Raw genomic sequence first — 16,942 nt, 5'->3', positions numbered from 1 at the left:
GAGACGGCTGGTCGAGCGGTCAGTACACCTGGATCTCGGTGACCGGCAGGGTCGAGTCGGCGCCGAAGTCGAGCGAGGACGGCTCGTGCCCGGCGGAGATGAGCTGCGCGGCGAGCGCGGCGATCATCGCACCGTTGTCGGTGCAGAGCTGCAACGGCGGGATGCGGAGTTCGATCCCGGCCGAGGTGGTGCGTTCGGCGGCCACCTCGCGGAGCCGCGCGTTCGCGATGACGCCGCCCCCCAGCAGCAGGCGGGGCACGCCGAGCTCGCTGCACGCTCTGACCGCCTTCGAGATGAGCACGTCGACGACGGCCTCGCGGAAACTGGCGGCGACGTCCGCGACGGGGACCGGCTCGCCCGCGTCCTGCTTCGCCTCGACCCAGCGTGCCACGGCCGTCTTCAGGCCGGAGAAGGAGAAGTCGTAGCGATGCCGCTCCATGTCCTTCGGCAGGCTGAGTCCGCGGGGGAAGCGGATCGCCTTCGGGTCGCCGCCGACGGCCGCACGGTCGATCTGCGGCCCGCCCGGGTAGGGCAGGCCCAGAATGCGCGCGACCTTGTCGAAGGCCTCGCCCGCCGCGTCGTCGATGGTCTCGCCGAGCAGTTCGACGTCCGACACGAGGTCCCGCACGAGGAGCAGCGAGGTGTGCCCGCCGGACACGAGCAGGGCGATCGTCGGGTACTCGATCGCCCCGTCTGCGGAGTCGAGGACGTCCGCGCCGACGTGACCGACGAGGTGGTTCACGGCGTACAGCGGTTTGCCGAGGGAGACAGCGAGCGCCTTCGCTGCACCGACGCCGACCATGAGTGCGCCGGACAGGCCGGGGCCACTCGTCACCGCGACGGCGTCGAGGTCGGCCAGGGCGACGCCGGCGTCGGCGAGCGCCGCCGTGAGCGTCGGCTCAAGCGCTTCGAGGTGGGCGCGCGCGGCGACCTCCGGGACGACCCCGCCGTACCGCGCGTGCTCGTCCATGCTCGAGGCGATGGTGTTCGCCAGCAGGTGGTGTCCGCGGACGATGCCGATCCCGGTCTCGTCGCAGCTCGTCTCGATGCCGAGGACGAGCGGTTCTGCACGGTTCACGCGATGCTCCCGGGGTGCTGGTCGGTCTGGTCGAGCGGGGACTGGCCGTGGGCGGGCATGGGCGGCCTCGGCTGGACCGTGAGTCGCATGACGATGGCGTCGACGTCGTCCGGCTGGTAGTAGCCGGGGCGGATGCCGAGTTCCTCGAAGCCGAGACTCCGGTACAGCGTGATCGCAACGGGGTTGTCGGCCCTGACCTCGAGGAAGACCTGGGTGACGTCCTGCTGCCTGGCCTGCTCGATGAGCGCCTGCATGAGGAGTCGTCCGAGTCCTCGTCCTCTGGCGTGCCCGGCGACGGCGATGGTCTGGATGTCGGCGTCGTCGGACCGGGACGGTGCGAAGAGTCCGCCGTAGCCGGCGAGTGTCGCGTCGTCGGCGTCGACCTCCGTCGCGACGAGGTAGTACCCGTGCGGCGACGACAGTTCGGCGCGCATCATGTCCGCCGACCAGGCGTCGTTCACGAAGACGGTGTGCTCGAGCTCCATGATCGCGTCGAGGTCGGCGACACCGGCGCGGCGCAGCGACCAGCTCACGCCGTCACCCGCTTGGCGCCCGCGGACATCGTGACGTCGGGTGAGCGGAGGTACAACGGCTCCTCCCCCGCGAATCCGCCATCGGTGGCGAGGAGTGCGGCGGCGACCTGTCCCAACGCCCCGGCGGGGACGACGAGTGCGTCGAGGCGCACGGATTCGGAGGTCGGGAGGTCGTCGGGTTTCGCGAGGGCCGGCCCCTGGACGCGGACCGGGAGGCCGGCTGCGTCGAGTCCGGCGTAGCTGGTCCAGTAGCGTTCGCGACGGCGGGCGTCGGTGACCACGAGGAGCGTGGCGTCGGCTGCGGCGGAACCGGAACGGTAGGCGTCGAGCGCGATCGCATCGTGGCTCACCACGTGGTGCACCGGGAGGCCTGCGCCGATCCCGAAGCTGCGGGCTGCGGCGATCCCGATCCGGAGTCCGGTGAACGGCCCTGGTCCCATACCCGCGACCAGCCCGGTGAGCGCGGCTACCTCGATCCCGGCGTCGTCGAGGCATCCGGCGATGAGCGTCCCGATGACCTCGGCGTGCCGCATCGGGTCGTCGGAGGACCGTTCGGCCAACACCTCGCCACCCAGGGTGACGACGGCGACGCTCGAACCCGCGGATGTATCGATCGCCAACAGCACGTCGTCCAGCCTACCCGGCGTCGATGGCGGGGTGCCGCGAGAGCGTGAGGGTCCGGCGCTCGATCGGCTCCTCGCCGGCATCGTCCGTCGCGGGTTCGTCGCCGGCGCCGGTCGGACGCTCGATGACGAGCTCGAACCACGTGGGGACCACGCCGTCGAGCAATCCCGCTCCCCATTCCACGACGACGACGGATCGGGCGAAGTCGATGTCGAGGTCGTCGAGTTCGAGCGCCGAGCCGAGCCGGTAGGCGTCCACGTGGACGAGCGGCGGACCTCCGACGAGGCTCGGGTGCGTCCTGGCGAGCACGAAGGTGGGGCTCGTCACGGGTCCGCGGACCCCGAGTCCCTCGCCGATCCCTCGCGTGAGGGTCGTCTTGCCCGCCCCGAGCGGCCCGGTCAGGACGAGAAGCTGCCCGGCGCGCAATGCGGCGCCGAGCCGGACGCCGTAGGCATGCATCTCCTCGGGCGTCGCCACGTCGACGGTGCCCGGGGTGAGGACGTGATCGGTCATGGCCGCTCCCTGGTCGTCCGGACCACGCGCGGTCCGATCCGGGTGACGAGTTCGTAGTTGATGGTGCCGGCGGCCTCCGCCCACTCCTCGACGCGCGGCGCGCCGGACGCCGGATCGCCGAAGAGCACGGCGTCGTCGCCCACGGCGACCGCGTCGTCGCCGACGTCGACGACGAACTGGTCCATCGCGATCCGCCCGCACACCCGGTAGCGGCGTCCGTTGATGACGACCGGACCGGCGTTCGAGGCGCTCCGCGGCACACCGTCGGCGTATCCGAGCGGGATGAGGGCGAGCGTCGTCGCCGTGCTGGTCCGGTAGCTGTAGTCGTAGGACACCCCGGCACCCGGTTCGACCCGACGCACGGCGGCGACCGTCGCCCGGAGGGTCATGACGGGCCTGAGGCCGAAGGCGTCGGCCGAGCGGTCGACGTCGTCGGTGGGTTCGAAGGGCGAGAGGCCGTACACCGCGAGTCCGAGGCGGACAGCGGCGAAGCGGAGGGAGGGCTCGCCGAGCGCTGCCGCCGATGCGGCGAGGTGCAGACTCCGCGGCGTGAGACCGGCCTCCGCGGCGAGGGCGACACCGCGTTCGAAGCGGACAGCGGCGGCCCGGTCGTCGGCGGTGGAGGTGTTGGAGACGTGCGAGAACAGCCCGTCGACCCGGACGAGCCCCGCAGCCTCAGCGGCTGCGGCGGCTCGGAAGAGCTCCGGCCAGTCGGCTTCGGCCGCACCGTTCCGGCTGAGTCCGGTCTCGAGTTTGAACTGGACGACCGGCACGACGGACGGCCGATCCCGAGCGGCCTCGATCACGCGCTCGAGCTGCGCCACCGACGACAGACCGAGGTCGATCCCGGCATCGAGTGCGGCGCCGAACGCAACCTGCGGGCCGTGCAGCCAGGCGAGGATCGGTGCCGTGATCCCGGCGGCACGCAGCGCGACGCCCTCCATGATGTCGGCGACTCCCAGGCGATCGGCCCCGGCCTCGATCGCCGCGCGGGCGATCGCCTCGGCACCGTGCCCGTAGGCGTCGGCCTTGACGACGACGATGAGTTCACCGACGCCGGTCAGCTCGCGCAGGCGACGGACGTTGTGGCGCAGGGCGTCGAGGTCGATGATCGCCTCGCGGGTCGGGCGCTCGTCGACCTCGGACACGGGCGTCATCCTTCCCGCTCCGCGACGACGAACGCGACGGCGACCCCGGCGTCGTGCGTCATGGTCAGGTGCATGCTCGTGATCCCCCGCTCGGCCACCACACCCGCCGTGACGCCGGACAGCGCGAAGTCGGGCTTCCCCTCCGGGCCGTTCACGATCGCCATCTCCTGCCACCGGATACCGTCCGAGGAACCCAGTGCCTTGATGAGCGCCTCCTTGGCGGCGAACCGTCCGGCGAGGGACCGCAGCGGGAGGTCGCGTTCCGACGGGACGAAGAGCCTGGCCAGCAGGTTCGGGGTGCGCGTGATCGCCCGTTCGAACCGTGCGAGGTCGACCAGGTCCACCCCGATGCCGATGATCATCCCTCTACTCTACGGCCGTCGTGTGCGGCCCGGAGGCTCGCTCGACGGGCCACCTCGGACCCCGCGGACCGTCCCTACTCGACCGTGACGGACTTCGCGAGGTTGCGCGGCTGGTCGACGTCGAGGCCCTTCGCCGTCGCGAGCTCCATCGCGAAGATGTGCAGCGGGATGACGGCGAGCAGAGGCTCGAACAGCGGACCGGCGAGCGGGATCGGGATGACCTCGTCGGCCGAGGGCAGGACGGCGGCGTCGCCCTGCTCCGCGATCGCGATGACCCGGGCACCGCGTGCACGGATCTCCTCGATGGTCGAGATGACCTTCGGGTGCAGGATCGCCGAGCCACGTGGGCTCGGGACGACCACGAAGACGGGCTGGCCCGGCTCGATGAGGGCGATCGGGCCGTGCTTGAGCTCGCCACCGGCGAAGCCTTCAGCGTGGATGTACGCGAGTTCCTTGAGCTTCAGCGCACCCTCGAGCGCGATCGGGTACCCCACGTGGCGGCCGAGGAAGAGCACCGCGCGGGAGTCGGCCATCCAGTGGGCGAGCTGCGCGATCTTCTCGGAGGCCCCGAGGATGCTGGCGATCTTGTCGGGCACGCCCTGCAGCTCCTCGACCTGCGACGCCAGGAACTCCGGAGTCTGGGTGCCGCGCACCCGCGCGAGGTGCAGCCCGAACAGGTACAGCGCCGTGATCTGGGCGGTGAACGCCTTCGTGGACGCGACAGCGACCTCGGGCCCCGCGTGGGTGTACACCACGGCGTCCGACTCACGCGCGATCGTGGCGCCCTGCGTGTTGCAGATCGACAGCGTCTTCGCGCCGGACTCGCTCGCGAAACGCACCGCCATGAGCGTGTCCATGGTCTCGCCCGACTGGCTCACCGAGATGACGAGCGTGCGCGCGTCGATGACCGGGTCGCGGTAGCGGAACTCGTGGCTGAGCTCGACGGTGACCGGGATCCCGGCCCAGCGCTCGATCGCGTAGGTGCCGACCGTGCCGGCGTAGGCGGCGGTGCCGCACGCGATGATCACGATGCGGTCGATGTCGAGGAAGAGCTCGTCGAGACCGGCGAGTTCGGGGATGACGACCTGGCCGCCCTCGACCCGCCCGCGGATCGTGTTCGCGACCGCATCGGGCTCCTCGCTGATCTCCTTCGCCATGAAGCTCGACCAGCCGCCCTTGTCGGCCGCCGAAGCGTCCCACTGGATCTCGAACGGCTCGGTCACCACGTGGTTGCCGGCGAAGTCGGTGACCGTCACGTCGTCGGGCGTGATGACGACCATCTGGTCCTGACCGATCGCGACCGCGCGCTGGGTGTACTGCACGAACGCGGCGACGTCCGACCCGAGGAAGTTCTCGCCGTCGCCGAGTCCGATGACGAGCGGCGAGTTCCGACGCGCGCCGATGACGACGCCGGGCAGGTCCTGGTGCATGGCGAGCAGGGTGAAGGCGCCGTCCAGGCGAGCGACGACGCGGCGGAAGGCCTCGGTGAGGTCGCCGGTGGAGCGGTACTCGCGGCCGATGAGCACGGCGGCGATCTCGGTGTCGGTGTCGCTCTCGAAGGTGAAGCCGTCCGCGAGGAGCTCCGCGCGCAGCTCGGCGAAGTTCTCGATGATGCCGTTGTGGATGAGCGCGAGGCGTCCTTCGTCACCGAGGTGCGGGTGCGCGTTGCGGTCCGTCGGTCCACCGTGGGTCGCCCAACGGGTGTGACCGATACCGGTCGAGCCCGGCGCGATGGGGTTCGCGGCGAGGTCCTCGGTGAGGACGGCCAGCTTCCCGGCGCGCTTCCGGGTGTTCAGCGAGCCCGTCGCGTCGAGCACGGCGATCCCGGCGGAGTCGTACCCCCGGTACTCGAGCCGCTTGAGTCCGCCCATGAGGACGTCCACCGTCTTGTCGTTCCCGACGTACCCTACGATTCCACACATGTAGAGCAGCATAATCGCGCGATTTTGCGAGGATCCTGCACCAACCTCGAGGCGCCGACGCTCAGCGTGGGAGCAGGACGATGCTGCCGGGATCCAGCGGTAGCCGAGCCCTTCCCCTGCCGCTGCTCAGAGCTTGCGGAGCAGCACCGAGGACACCGTGTGATCGGAGTCCTTCCGCAGCACGAGCTTCGCGCGTGACCGGGTCGGGCGGATGTTGTCGATGAGGTTCGGTTCGTTGATGGAGCGCCAGAACCCGCGAGCCTGATCGGCCGCCTCCTCGTCGGAGAGCTCGGCGAACACGTTGAAGAAGGAGTTCGGGTTCGAGAACGCGCCCCGCTTGAGCGCCATGAAGCGGTCGACGTACCAGGACTCGATGTCGCGCGTCCGTGCGTCGACGTAGATGCTGAAGTCGAACAGGTCGCTGATCGCGAGTCCGCTGGCCGTCGCGGCCGGTTGCAGCACGTTCAAGCCCTCGACGATCAGGACGTCGGGGCGCCGGACGACGACCTGCGCCGTCGGGATGATGTCGTAGCGCAGATGCGAGTAGAACGGTGCCCGCACCTCGGCGGCGCCGCTCTTCACGGCGGTGATGAACCGCAGGAGCGCCCGGCGGTCGTACGACTCGGGGAAGCCCTTGCGATCCATGATGCCGCGCCGCTGGAGTTCCTCGTTCGGATAGAGGAAGCCGTCGGTCGTCACGAGCTCGACGTGCGGGGTGTCCGGCCAGCGCGACAGCAGTTCGCGCAGCAGCCGCGCGATCGTCGACTTGCCGACGGCGACGGAACCCGCCACGCCGATCACGAACGGCGTCCGGAGCGCCTGGTCGCCGAGGAACCGGCTCGTGGCGCGGCCGAGGTCCTGGGTGCCCTTCGCGTAGAGGCTCAGCAGTCGGCTGAGCGGCACGTAGACCTCTTCGACCTCACGCATGTCGAGACGGTCGCCGAGGCCACGGATCTGCACGACCTCGGTCTCGCTGAGCGGTGTGGCCGTCTCCGGAGCGAGTCGCGCCCATTCGGCACGGTCGATCTCCACGTAGGGCGTCGGCTGCCCGGAGGCACCGCCCGTCGTCGTCGAAGTCATGCGATCACTCTTCCACAGCTGAGGTGCCGACCCGCCGCCGGACGACTCAGATGGCGAGTCGTTCGCGGACGACGTCGGCGAGGCGGTGCGCCAGGCGGTCGGCGGTCGGCTGGTCGGCCGCCTCGACCATGACGCGGACGAGCTGCTCGGTGCCGGACGGCCGCAACAGCACGCGTCCGTCGTCTCCGAGCTCTGCTTCGGCAGCCTGTACGGCAGCGTCGACGACCTCGTCGCCGACGAGGCGTGTGCGGTCGACACCGGTGACGTTGACGAGGATCTGCGGATAGACCTGCATCACCGCGGCGAGCTCCGCGAGCGTCTTCCCGGTGCGCGCCATCTCGGCCACGATGTGCAGACCGGTGAGGATGCCGTCGCCGGTGGTCGCGTAGTCGGCCATGATGACGTGACCCGACTGCTCGCCGCCGAGCGAATAGGCGTTCGCGTTCATCGCCTCGAGGACGTAGCGGTCGCCGACCCCGGTCTGGACGACGTTGATGCCGTGCTCGCGCATCGCGACGTGCAGGCCGAGGTTGCTCATCACCGTGGCGACGAGCGTGTCGTCCTTGAGCCTGCCTCGCTCCTGCATCGAGACCGCGAGGATGGCCATGATCTGGTCGCCGTCGACGACCTTGCCCGCAGCGTCGACCGCGAGGCAGCGGTCGGCGTCGCCGTCGTGTGCGATGCCGAGGTCGGCACCGTGCTCGAGGACCGCCTTGGACAGGAGGTCGAGGTGCGTGGAGCCGACGCCGTCGTTGATGTTCATGCCGTCGGGGTCGTTGCCGATGATCGTGACCTTGGCCCCGGCGTCGCGGAAGGTCTCCGGCGACACTCCCGCAGCCGCGCCGTGCGCGCAGTCGAGGACGACATGGATGCCGTCCAGGCGGTTCGGGAGACTGCCGAGCAGGTGGAGGACGTAGCGGTCCTCGGCGTCGGCGAAGCGGATGATCCGGCCGACATCGGCGCCGGTCGGGCTGAGCTTGGGGCGGTCGAGGTACTCCTCGATCCGGCGTTCCACCGCGTCGGGCAGCTTCGTGCCGCCGCGGGCGAAGATCTTGATCCCGTTGTCGGGCGCAGGGTTGTGCGAGGCGGAGATCATCACGCCGAAGTCGGCGTCGATGTCGGCGATGAGGAACGCCGTCGCGGGCGTGGGCAGCACGCCGGCCTCGAGCACGTCGACGCCCGAGGACGCCAGGCCCGCCGCGACGGCGGCGGACAGGAACTCGCCTGAGATGCGCGGGTCGCGTGCGAGCACGGCGACCGGGCGCTTCCCGGCGGCACGGCGGGCCTCAGCACTACGGCCTTGCCCAAGCACCACTGCGGTGGCTTGGGCAAGGCCGAGAGCGAGGTCTGCCGTCAGGTCGGCGTTCGCGAGTCCGCGTACGCCGTCGGTACCAAACAGCTGAGGCATCGAGCTTCGCTTGTCCTGAGAGCGCTTAGCGCTTCGAGAACTGCGGAGCCTTACGGGCCTTCTTGAGTCCGGCCTTCTTGCGCTCCTTGACGCGAGCGTCACGGGAGAGGAAGCCGGCCTTCTTCAGGGTGGCGCGGTTGTTCTCCTCGTCGATCTGGTTCAGCGAGCGAGCGATGCCGAGGCGCAGCGCGCCGGCCTGGCCCGAGGGGCCACCACCGGAGATGCGTGCGATGACGTCGTAGCCGCCGGCCAGGTCGAGGACGGTGAACGGGTCGTTGATGAGCTGCTGGTGCAGCTTGTTCGGGAAGTAGTCCTCGAGCGTGCGGCCGTTGACCGTGATGGTGCCGCTGCCGGGGACGAGACGCACGCGGGCGATGGCCTGCTTGCGACGGCCGACGGCTGCGCCGGGGACGCTCAGCACGGCGCGAGGCGCGGTGACTGCTGCTTCAGGAGCCGACTCGGTGGAGTAGCTCTGCGGGGTCTCTTCGATGGAATCTGCGATGTTCGCCACTGTGTAATCCTTTTTTCTTGTCCGGTGCTTACTGGGCGACCTGGTCGAGCGTGAACGGCTTGGGCTGCTGAGCGGCGTGCGGGTGCTCGCTGCCCGTGTAGACCTTGAGCTTCTTCAGCTGGTCGCGGCCGAGCGTGTTCTTCGGCAGCATGCCGCGGATCGCCTTCTCGACGGCGCGGATCGGGTTCTTCTCGAGGAGCTCGGCGTAGGTGACGGCCGAGAGCCCGCCCGGGTAACCGGAGTGGCGGTAGGCCTTCTTCTGCAGGAGCTTGGCGCCGGTGAGGGCCACCTTGTCGGCGTTGATGATGATGACGAAGTCGCCACCGTCCATGTGGGGGGAGAAGGTCGCCTTGTGCTTGCCGCGCAGGAGCGCTGCAGCGTGGCTGGCCAGGCGGCCGAGGACCACGTCGGTGGCGTCGATGACGACCCAGTCGTGCGTGATCTCACTGGCCTTCGGGGAATACGTGCGCGTCACAATAGTGCTGCTTTCTGGTCGGAGTTGGTCGTTCGTGAATCCCGCTCCTGTTGGGTGTTCCGAACGGAACGCCCGAGGTGGAGGGCTCAACTTCGGGTACCGCGCCGCAGAAGGCGCAGGCACCAACGGGAAAGTCTACGCGACGACGTCCCGGCGGTCAATTCCCACCGGGAACCTCACTCGGCGCTCGCTTCCACGTGCTCGTGGCTCCGCCGCTGACGGGTCTCGGCGGCCCGCGCGTGCAGCAGCCCCGGCTCGGGGTAACCGACCTCGACGAGGGTGAGCCCGCGCGCCGGCATCACCCGGAAGTCGACCTCCCGCCGCCCGCCGTCGCGGAGCCGGACGACCTCGTCGAGCGACATGCGCCCCTCCCCCACGGCGACGCAGGCGCCGACGAGCGCCCGCACCATGCTGTGGCAGAACGCGTCGGCGGTGAGGCTCGCCACGAGCACGCCCGCTTCGTCCCGCTCCCAGCTGAAGGACTGCAGGGTCCGGATGGTCGTCGCGCGTGGTCTCGGTTTGCAGTACGCCTGGAAGTCGTGGAGCCCCACGAGCGAGGTGGCCGCCCGGTGGAGCAGCTCGACGTCGAGCGACGCCGTCGTCCAGCTCGTCGTCCGCCGGAGGATCGGGTCCTTGCGGACGTCGGCGTCCGCGAGGCGGTAGCGGTAGTGACGCCAGACAGCCGAGAAGCGCGCGTCGAAGCCCTCCGACGCCGGTTCCGCCGTGTGGATCACGACGTCGCGGTCCATCCCGAGCACGCCGTTCAGTCGACGCACGAGCAGGGAGCTCGCGGTCTCGTTCCGCGGCGTACCGTCGTGGAACTCGGCGTGGCGCCCCTGCAATCGCGTGATCTTCGCGAGCTGCGGCTCGGTGAGGTCGAGGTGCGCCACCTGACCGGCCGCATGCACGCCGGCATCAGTCCGTCCGGCCACCACGAACCGTGGCATCGGCGGGACGGTCTTGCCGAGCACGCGATACAGCGCCTCCTCCAGGACTCCCTCGACCGTCCGGAGCCCCGGCTGCTTCGCCCATCCGGCGAAGTCCGTGCCGTCGTACGCGATGGCGAGCCGGAACCGCTGGGTCGGGAGGACGTCCGCTGCCGCGACCTGCTCAGCGCTCACGGACGTACGCCAGATCACGCGTCGTCGCGACGAAGCCCTGTCGTTCGTACAGCCCGAGTGCACCCGTGGGGCTGGCCGTGTCGACCTCCAGCGTCGCCCGCTCGAGGCCGGCTGCCTGGATCCGACGAAGCGCCGTGGCGAGCAGTGCCGGTGCGAGTCGTCGGCCACGCCAGTCGCGCACGGTCCCGACGAGGGCGATGTACGCGCTGGTGAACCCTTGCGCGGACCAGCTGTCCTCGTCCACCTCGGCCAGCGTGAAGCCGACGACCCGTCCGTCGTCGTCCATCGCCACCACGGACAGGTCGGCTCGGAAGTGGGACCCGCCGACGAACTGCTCCCACATCGCCGGGACCGTCTCCAGGCTGCCCCAGTGATCCCGGAACGAGTCGTTCCGAGCTTCTCTCGTGCGTTCGGCCACGTCCGGGTGGTACGCCTCGAGCCGGGCACCGTCGGGCGCGTCGATCTCGTCGACGGGCGCGGAGAGATCGCGTTCCATGATCGTGAAGTACCGCGCCACGGCGAAGCCGAACCGCTCCAACAGCCGCGCCGCCCCCGGGTTCCGTTCGTCGACGTAGGCACGGGACGAAGCTGGAGCACCCGTCTCCACGGAAGCCAGCTGCTGCTCGGACCGTTCCATCGACCACGCGAGCACCGCTCGGCCGATCCCCCGCTCACGCCATGCGGGATGCACGCCGCCGAAGACGTACGAATAGACGGACACGTCTCGTGAGGGCGACAGGATCACCATCGCGTAGGCGACCAGCGTGCCGTCGGCGGCGATCGCCAGCAGGCTGTCCGCAGCCATGTCGATCCACGCGTGGTCGAACTCGTCCGCGATCTCGTCGCGGCTCGTCACCCGGTGGGGGTTGTCGAACGGATCCATGGCGCCGCACAGCGCCACGATGTCGTCGATGTCCGCGCGGACCGCCGGACGCCATCGGTCGACGTCGGGGTGCTGCGGCAGGGCCGGCTGGCCGGCCGGAACGGCGGGAGTGGTACTCATGTCTCCAGCCTAGGACACCGTCGCAGCGCCGCCAGGGACGACGGAACCCCGCTCTCCAGGTGGAGGGCGGGGTTCCGTTCGTGTGTCGCTGAACCTACTTGGCGTCCTTCGCGGGAGCCTCGTCGGCGTCGACGGACTCGCCGTCGGTCTCGGTCGCCTCGACGGCTTCCGTCGCCTCTGCGTCGGCCTCGACCTCGGCGGGGGTCTCCTCGGCCGGAGCCTCGTCGACCGGCGCTGCGGCGTGCTTCGCGGACTGCTTGGCCGGCTTCGCCTTCGGCGTGACGGGCTCGAGGACGAGCTCGATCACGGCCATCGGAGCGTTGTCGCCCTTGCGGTAACCGGTCTTGATGATGCGCGTGTAGCCACCCTGACGGTCGGCGACGAGGGGCGCGATCTCCGTGAAGAGCTCGTGGACGACGCTCTTGTCGGTGATGGTCGCGAGCACCCGACGGCGGGCGTGCAGGTCGCCGCGCTTCGCGAAGGTGATCAGGCGCTCAGCGAGCGGACGCAGGCGCTTCGCCTTGGTCTCGGTGGTCTGGATGCGCTTGTGGGTGAACAGCGCAGCAGCGAGGTTGGCGAGCAGGAGACGCTCGTGGGCAGGTCCGCCTCCGAGGCGGGGTCCCTTGGTGGGAGTAGGCATTCTTGTCTCTCTTCAGGTTGGAAAGTCGTCAGGTGGATCGCGTGCTAGGAGACGGTCTCGTCGTCGTAGCCGCTGTAGAAGTGGGCGCCGTCGAACCCGGGAACCGAGTCCTTCAGGGAGAGGCCCATTTCGGTGAGCTTGTCGCGAACTTCATCCACCGACTTCTGTCCGAAGTTGCGGATGTTCATGAGCTGCGTCTCCGACAGCGCGACGAGCTCGCTGACGTTGTTGATGCCCTCGCGCTTGAGGCAGTTGTAGGAGCGCACGGAGAGGTCGAGGTCCTCGATCGGGATCGAGAGCTCACCCGGCAGCACGGCGTCGACCGGCGCGGGGCCGATCTCGATGCCCTCTGCGGCGGTGTTGAGCTCGCGAGCCAGGCCGAACAGCTCGGTCAGCGTGCGACCGGCCGACGCGATGGCGTCGCGCGGCGTGATGGCCGGCTTCGACTCGACGTCGACGACCAGGCGGTCGAAGTCGGTGCGCTCACCGGCACGAGTCGCCTCGACGCGGTAGGTCACCTTGAGGACGGGCGAGTAGATCGAGTCGACGGGGATCTGACCGGCTTCGCTGAACTCGTTGCGGTTCTGCGTGGCCGACACGTAGCCACGGCCACGCTCGATGGTGAGTTCGAGCTCGAACTTCGCCTTGTCGTTGAGGGTCGCGATGACGAGGTCCGGGTTGTGGACCTCGACGCCGGCCGGAGCCGAGATGTCCGCTGCGGTGACCTGGCCTGCGCCGGTCTTGCGGAGGTACGCCGTGATCGGCTCGTCGTGCTCGCTGGAGACGACGAGGCCCTTGATGTTCAGGATGATCTCGGTGACGTCTTCCTTGACACCGGGGATCGTGCTGAACTCGTGCAGCACGCCGTCGATGCGGATGCTGGTGACGGCTGCACCCGGGATGGACGACAGCAGGGTGCGACGGAGCGAGTTCCCGAGGGTGTACCCGAAGCCTGGCTCGAGCGGCTCGATGATGAACCGGCTGCGGAACTCCGAGATGGATTCTTCGGTGAGCGTAGGGCGCTGTGCGATGAGCACTATGGATTCCTTTCGGCTAAGTGTCCGCTATATGACACTTGCGTTGGCGAGGTAGTGAATGGTGTTCGCTGGCCCTGGTCACCAGGACCATGCCGTGATCCGTCCGCGGCGATCGGACGATCGCTACGGACGGATCACGGCCGGTGAACCGAAGGAATTAGACGCGGCGACGCTTCGGGGGGCGGCAACCGTTGTGTGCCTGAGGCGTGACGTCGTTGATCGAGCCGACCTCGAGGCCCGCGGCCTGGAGCGAACGGATCGCGGTCTCGCGGCCGGAGCCGGGTCCCTTGACGAAGACGTCGACCTTCTTCATGCCGTGCTCCTGCGCCTGACGCGCAGCCGACTCGGCGGCGAGCTGTGCGGCGAACGGGGTCGACTTACGCGAGCCCTTGAAGCCGACGCCACCGGACGAAGCCCAGCTGATGACCGCGCCCGAGGGGTCGGTGATCGAGACGATCGTGTTGTTGAACGTCGACTTGATGTGGGCCTGGCCCACGGCGATGTTCTTCTTTTCCTTCTTACGCGGCTTCCGAACGGCCGACTTTGGTGCTGCCATGAATATCTCCTGAGTCCTATGACGAGGCGACTAGGCGGGGCCTAGCGAGCCTTCTTCTTGCCGGCGACGGTGCGCTTCGGGCCCTTGCGGGTGCGCGCGTTGGTCTTGGTGCGCTGGCCGCGGACCGGAAGTCCACGACGGTGACGGATGCCCTGGTAGGACCCGATCTCCACCTTGCGGCGGATGTCGGCGGCGACCTCACGGCGGAGGTCACCCTCGACCTTGAAGGTGCCCTCGATGTAATCGCGCAGGGCGATCAGCTGGTCATCGGTGAGATCCTTCACGCGGATGTCTCCGCTGATGCCGGTGTCGGCGAGGGTCTTGAGTGACCGCGTGCGGCCAACACCGTAGATGTACGTCAGTGCAACTTCCACGCGCTTGTCGCGTGGGATGTCTACGCCGGCGAGACGTGCCATGGTGGCTTCTCCTAGGAGTTGTGGAGGTGTGGAGCAGTTCCGGTGCTCGGGCCTCCGACCCGAGGTGTCACCCGCGGTGCACGATGTGCTGCGGGATCTGGAACTGCCGTTAGAGGGGTGGTGCTGTGTTGCTCAGGGCTGCGTGCTGCAGGTCCTCTGAGATCAACCCTGGCGCTGCTTGTGGCGCGGGTTCTCGCAGATGACCATGACGCGGCCGTTGCGACGGATGACCTTGCACTTGTCGCAGATCTTCTTGACGCTGGGCTTGACCTTCATAGTTCTCTCTTTTCGCTGTCATCGTGCCGGGCCCACCACCGGGTGGTGGAGGCGCGTCCGGCCGTTACTTACAGCGCGACCTACTTGTAGCGGTAGACGATCCGACCACGGGTCAGGTCGTAGGGGGTCAGTTCCACGATCACGCGGTCCTCTGGGAGGATGCGGATGTAGTGCTGACGCATTTTGCCCGAAATGTGGGCAAGTACCTTGTGTCCGTTGGTCAGCTCAACGCGGAACATCGCGTTGGGCAGAGCCTCGACCACTTGGCCCTCGATCTCGATGACGCCGTCTTTTTTGGCCATAGCCTCACTGTCGCTCAGGTTGAGTCGCACTGGTCGTGCGGATGGATTGCGGTGCGGATGTCGGCTCGCCGAAGGCATGCAGAAAGCACCAAAGATCGATTCTATGCTATGTTTCCGGGTTTCGCCAACTCAACGTCGGCCACGACCTCTCAGTCGGTGCGGGAGAGCAGCGCGTCGTTGATCTGCGTCGTGAGACCGGCGTCCATCGCCAGCGCACGTCCGTCCACCGCACGCACCGGCGCTGCCAGTCGGACGCTGGAGAGCAGCCACGCCGCTTCCGCGTCGAGCACGTCCTCCGGTGTCAGCATCCGGTACTCGTGCGCGAGCCCCTGCTCCTCGAGATGGGCCCAGAGCGCGAGCTGCGTGGTCCCGGGGAGGATGCCGCTCGACGGCGGCGGCGTCACGAAGGTCCCGTCGATCCGCACGACCACGGTGGAGGTCGGGCCCTCGAGGACGAAGCCGTCGCTGCTGACGAAGAGCACGTCGTCAGCTCCGCGACGGTGCGCCTCACGGAGCGCGGCCATGTTGACCGCGTACGACAGTGTCTTGGCACCGGCGAGCAGCCACGGCGAACGCTGCTGCACGTCGCTCGCGAGGCCTCGGTCGAGCAGGACGACTTCGATGCCGTTCTCGCGCTCGGGGAACCCGTCAGCCGGCGTCGCCGAGACCCACGCGGTCGGGCGTCCGCCACTCCCCCGCGTCACGACGAGTCGGACGGCGCTCTGATCGACGACGGGGAGTTCCGCGACCGCGCGGGCGATGGCGACTCGCCACTGAGCGTGGTTCGGCGCGGGCAGATCGAGGATCGCCGCCGACTCGGTCAGCCGATCGAGGTGCGCCTCGACCGACTGCGGGTGCCGGCCGACGACACCGATCGTCTCGAAGATCCCGTCCCCCCGCGCGGGACCCAGATCGAAGACGCTCAAGACGCCGGACCCGTCGCCGGCCGGCGTGATCGTGGCCGCGAGGTCGGCGTCGTCGAGGACGGTGTCTGCAGGGAGGACGTCGAGAAGGAACACGATCGGCACGCTCATGCCGAGCAACTCTACCGGGACGGACGAGGTCCGGCCGGCGACCTGGCGGGCGGTCAGGCTGGACGGACCGGGGTGACGCCGAAGGCGGCGAGGGCCGCGGCCCCGCCATCGTGAGCGGTCAGGACCCAGATGCCGTCGCGGTGCACGGCGACGCTGTGCTCCCAGTGCGCCGCCGAGCCACCGTCCAGCGTGGCGACCGTCCATTCATCGTCGCGGACGAAGGTGTCTGGGCTCCCGGCGACCACCATGGGTTCGATGGCCACCACGAGTCCGGGCTTCACTTCGGGTCCGCGCTGACGGACCCGGTAGTTGAACACCGGCGGTGCCTCGTGCATCGTGCGTCCGATGCCGTGCCCGACGTAGTCCGTGAGGATGCCGTAGGGCTTGCCCTCGGGTGAGTGGTCCTCGACGTACTCCTCGATCGCGGCACCGACCTGGTTCAGGTGTCGGGCGGTCGCGAGTTCGGCGATCCCGGCCCACAGCGAGCCCTCCGTCACCGCCGAGAGGCGCTCGCGCTCGGTGACGAGCTCCGGGCGCGTGGGATCGGTGAGCACGATGGTCATCGCGGAGTCGCCGTTCCAGCCGTCGATCTCGGCGCCGCTGTCGATCGACACGATGTCGCCCGCCTGCAGCACGCGCGACCCGGGGATACCGTGGACCACGTCCTCGTTGACCGAGGTGCAGACCGTGTGCCGGTAGCCGGGGACGAGCTTGAAGTTGGAGTGCCCGCCGGCCGCGACGATCGCCGCCTCGGCAGCCGCGTCGAGTTGCAGCGTCGTCACCCCGGGGGCGACGAGCGCACGCACCGCATCGAGCGAAGCCGCGGTGGCCAGTCCCGGCGCGATCATGGCGCGGATCTGGTCAGGGGTCTTGTAGATCGACTTCCGGAACACCGTGGTGGAT

21 protein-coding genes are annotated in these 16,942 nt (G+C 69.1%); all 21 read right to left on the bottom strand.

Annotated features, from left to right (window positions below):
• Window positions 1-19 precede the first annotated feature (19 nt).
• Entirely contained in the window at window positions 20-1,078 is a 1,059-nt protein-coding gene (tsaD, locus tag BWO91_RS05570; RefSeq protein ID WP_079001729.1) for a tRNA (adenosine(37)-N6)-threonylcarbamoyltransferase complex transferase subunit TsaD, read from the bottom strand.
• Entirely contained in the window at window positions 1,075-1,611 is a 537-nt protein-coding gene (gene rimI, locus BWO91_RS05565) for a ribosomal protein S18-alanine N-acetyltransferase (protein ID WP_240555697.1), read from the bottom strand. The genes tsaD and rimI overlap by 4 nt, the downstream gene beginning before the upstream one ends.
• Complete coding sequence (tsaB, locus tag BWO91_RS05560; protein WP_079001727.1) at window positions 1,608-2,237, bottom strand: tRNA (adenosine(37)-N6)-threonylcarbamoyltransferase complex dimerization subunit type 1 TsaB; 630 nt, start codon at window positions 2,235-2,237, stop codon at window positions 1,608-1,610. The genes rimI and tsaB overlap by 4 nt, the downstream gene beginning before the upstream one ends.
• A gap of 10 nt (window positions 2,238-2,247) precedes the next feature.
• Window positions 2,248-2,748 (bottom strand): tRNA (adenosine(37)-N6)-threonylcarbamoyltransferase complex ATPase subunit type 1 TsaE, encoded by a 501-nt coding sequence (gene tsaE, locus BWO91_RS05555; protein ID WP_064296678.1) that lies wholly within the window; start codon window positions 2,746-2,748, stop codon window positions 2,248-2,250.
• A complete protein-coding gene (alr, locus tag BWO91_RS05550) occupies window positions 2,745-3,905 on the bottom strand; it encodes an alanine racemase (protein WP_079001725.1) in 1,161 nt (386 codons plus the stop codon). Before alr ends, tsaE begins: the two co-directional genes overlap by 4 nt.
• Window positions 3,902-4,258, bottom strand: a complete 357-nt coding sequence (locus tag BWO91_RS05545) for a holo-ACP synthase (RefSeq protein WP_064296680.1) — start codon at window positions 4,256-4,258, stop codon at window positions 3,902-3,904. The genes alr and BWO91_RS05545 overlap by 4 nt, the downstream gene beginning before the upstream one ends.
• Window positions 4,259-4,332: 74 nt before the next feature.
• Window positions 4,333-6,180 carry a glutamine--fructose-6-phosphate transaminase (isomerizing) gene (gene glmS, locus BWO91_RS05540; RefSeq protein ID WP_079003851.1) on the bottom strand — a complete coding sequence of 616 codons (1,848 nt, stop codon included), beginning with the start codon at window positions 6,178-6,180 and terminating at the stop codon, window positions 4,333-4,335.
• Window positions 6,181-6,306: 126 nt separating this feature from the next.
• Complete coding sequence (gene coaA, locus BWO91_RS05535) at window positions 6,307-7,260, bottom strand: type I pantothenate kinase (protein WP_064296681.1); 954 nt, start codon at window positions 7,258-7,260, stop codon at window positions 6,307-6,309.
• A 46-nt stretch (window positions 7,261-7,306) separates the two neighbouring features.
• The gene (gene glmM, locus BWO91_RS05530) at window positions 7,307-8,668 is read right to left on the bottom strand and encodes a phosphoglucosamine mutase (protein ID WP_064296682.1); all 1,362 of its coding nucleotides are present in this window, start codon (window positions 8,666-8,668) and stop codon (window positions 7,307-7,309) included.
• 25 nt (window positions 8,669-8,693) lie between these two features.
• Complete coding sequence (rpsI, locus tag BWO91_RS05525; RefSeq protein WP_064296683.1) at window positions 8,694-9,179, bottom strand: 30S ribosomal protein S9; 486 nt, start codon at window positions 9,177-9,179, stop codon at window positions 8,694-8,696.
• A 28-nt stretch (window positions 9,180-9,207) separates the two neighbouring features.
• The gene (gene rplM, locus BWO91_RS05520) at window positions 9,208-9,654 is read right to left on the bottom strand and encodes a 50S ribosomal protein L13 (protein WP_071259493.1); all 447 of its coding nucleotides are present in this window, start codon (window positions 9,652-9,654) and stop codon (window positions 9,208-9,210) included.
• A gap of 176 nt (window positions 9,655-9,830) precedes the next feature.
• Complete coding sequence (gene truA / locus BWO91_RS05515) at window positions 9,831-10,775, bottom strand: tRNA pseudouridine(38-40) synthase TruA (protein ID WP_079001723.1); 945 nt, start codon at window positions 10,773-10,775, stop codon at window positions 9,831-9,833.
• Window positions 10,765-11,778, bottom strand: coding sequence for a GNAT family N-acetyltransferase (locus BWO91_RS05510; protein ID WP_079001721.1), 1,014 nt, complete (start codon window positions 11,776-11,778; stop codon window positions 10,765-10,767). Before BWO91_RS05510 ends, truA begins: the two co-directional genes overlap by 11 nt.
• A gap of 94 nt (window positions 11,779-11,872) precedes the next feature.
• Entirely contained in the window at window positions 11,873-12,418 is a 546-nt protein-coding gene (rplQ, locus tag BWO91_RS05505; protein ID WP_079001719.1) for a 50S ribosomal protein L17, read from the bottom strand.
• 44 nt (window positions 12,419-12,462) lie between these two features.
• Window positions 12,463-13,455, bottom strand: coding sequence for a DNA-directed RNA polymerase subunit alpha (locus BWO91_RS05500; protein WP_056008091.1), 993 nt, complete (start codon window positions 13,453-13,455; stop codon window positions 12,463-12,465).
• 157 nt (window positions 13,456-13,612) lie between these two features.
• On the bottom strand, window positions 13,613-14,011 hold the full coding sequence (gene rpsK / locus BWO91_RS05495; protein WP_056008094.1) for a 30S ribosomal protein S11: 399 nt from the start codon (window positions 14,009-14,011) through the stop codon (window positions 13,613-13,615).
• 41 nt (window positions 14,012-14,052) lie between these two features.
• A complete protein-coding gene (gene rpsM, locus BWO91_RS05490; protein ID WP_064296688.1) occupies window positions 14,053-14,427 on the bottom strand; it encodes a 30S ribosomal protein S13 in 375 nt (124 codons plus the stop codon).
• 162 nt (window positions 14,428-14,589) lie between these two features.
• The gene (gene rpmJ, locus BWO91_RS05485; RefSeq protein WP_021759549.1) at window positions 14,590-14,703 is read right to left on the bottom strand and encodes a 50S ribosomal protein L36; all 114 of its coding nucleotides are present in this window, start codon (window positions 14,701-14,703) and stop codon (window positions 14,590-14,592) included.
• An 80-nt stretch (window positions 14,704-14,783) separates the two neighbouring features.
• Window positions 14,784-15,005, bottom strand: a complete 222-nt coding sequence (infA, locus tag BWO91_RS05480) for a translation initiation factor IF-1 (RefSeq protein WP_017885304.1) — start codon at window positions 15,003-15,005, stop codon at window positions 14,784-14,786.
• A gap of 149 nt (window positions 15,006-15,154) precedes the next feature.
• The gene (locus BWO91_RS05475; RefSeq protein ID WP_079001717.1) at window positions 15,155-16,039 is read right to left on the bottom strand and encodes an aminodeoxychorismate lyase; all 885 of its coding nucleotides are present in this window, start codon (window positions 16,037-16,039) and stop codon (window positions 15,155-15,157) included.
• 53 nt (window positions 16,040-16,092) lie between these two features.
• Entirely contained in the window at window positions 16,093-16,932 is an 840-nt protein-coding gene (gene map / locus BWO91_RS05470; RefSeq protein ID WP_079001715.1) for a type I methionyl aminopeptidase, read from the bottom strand.
• Window positions 16,933-16,942: the final 10 nt, after the last annotated feature.

The sequence above is a fragment of the Plantibacter flavus genome, from assembly GCF_002024505.1.
GTDB classification, from domain to species: Bacteria; Actinomycetota; Actinomycetes; order Actinomycetales; family Microbacteriaceae; genus Plantibacter; species Plantibacter flavus_A.
This window is presented reverse-complemented; position numbering and strand designations above follow the sequence as displayed.

What these genes read in the sequence shown, in the direction of transcription:
- rplQ (WP_079001719.1), bottom strand. Translation starts at nt 12,418, where the DNA reads ATGCCTACTCCCACCAAGGGACCCCGCCTCGGAGGCGGACCTGCCCAC.
- rpsK (WP_056008094.1), bottom strand. Translation starts at nt 14,011, where the DNA reads ATGGCAGCACCAAAGTCGGCCGTTCGGAAGCCGCGTAAGAAGGAAAAG.
- coaA (WP_064296681.1), bottom strand. Translation starts at nt 7,260, where the DNA reads ATGACTTCGACGACGACGGGCGGTGCCTCCGGGCAGCCGACGCCCTAC.
- BWO91_RS05510 (WP_079001721.1), bottom strand. Translation starts at nt 11,778, where the DNA reads ATGAGTACCACTCCCGCCGTTCCGGCCGGCCAGCCGGCCCTGCCGCAG.
- glmM (WP_064296682.1), bottom strand. Translation starts at nt 8,668, where the DNA reads ATGCCTCAGCTGTTTGGTACCGACGGCGTACGCGGACTCGCGAACGCC.
- infA (WP_017885304.1), bottom strand. Translation starts at nt 15,005, where the DNA reads ATGGCCAAAAAAGACGGCGTCATCGAGATCGAGGGCCAAGTGGTCGAG.
- rpmJ (WP_021759549.1), bottom strand. Translation starts at nt 14,703, where the DNA reads ATGAAGGTCAAGCCCAGCGTCAAGAAGATCTGCGACAAGTGCAAGGTC.
- alr (WP_079001725.1), bottom strand. Translation starts at nt 3,905, where the DNA reads ATGACGCCCGTGTCCGAGGTCGACGAGCGCCCGACCCGCGAGGCGATC.
- glmS (WP_079003851.1), bottom strand. Translation starts at nt 6,180, where the DNA reads ATGTGTGGAATCGTAGGGTACGTCGGGAACGACAAGACGGTGGACGTC.
- BWO91_RS05475 (WP_079001717.1), bottom strand. Translation starts at nt 16,039, where the DNA reads ATGAGCGTGCCGATCGTGTTCCTTCTCGACGTCCTCCCTGCAGACACC.
- tsaE (WP_064296678.1), bottom strand. Translation starts at nt 2,748, where the DNA reads ATGACCGATCACGTCCTCACCCCGGGCACCGTCGACGTGGCGACGCCC.
- rpsM (WP_064296688.1), bottom strand. Translation starts at nt 14,427, where the DNA reads ATGGCACGTCTCGCCGGCGTAGACATCCCACGCGACAAGCGCGTGGAA.
- BWO91_RS05545 (WP_064296680.1), bottom strand. Translation starts at nt 4,258, where the DNA reads ATGATCATCGGCATCGGGGTGGACCTGGTCGACCTCGCACGGTTCGAA.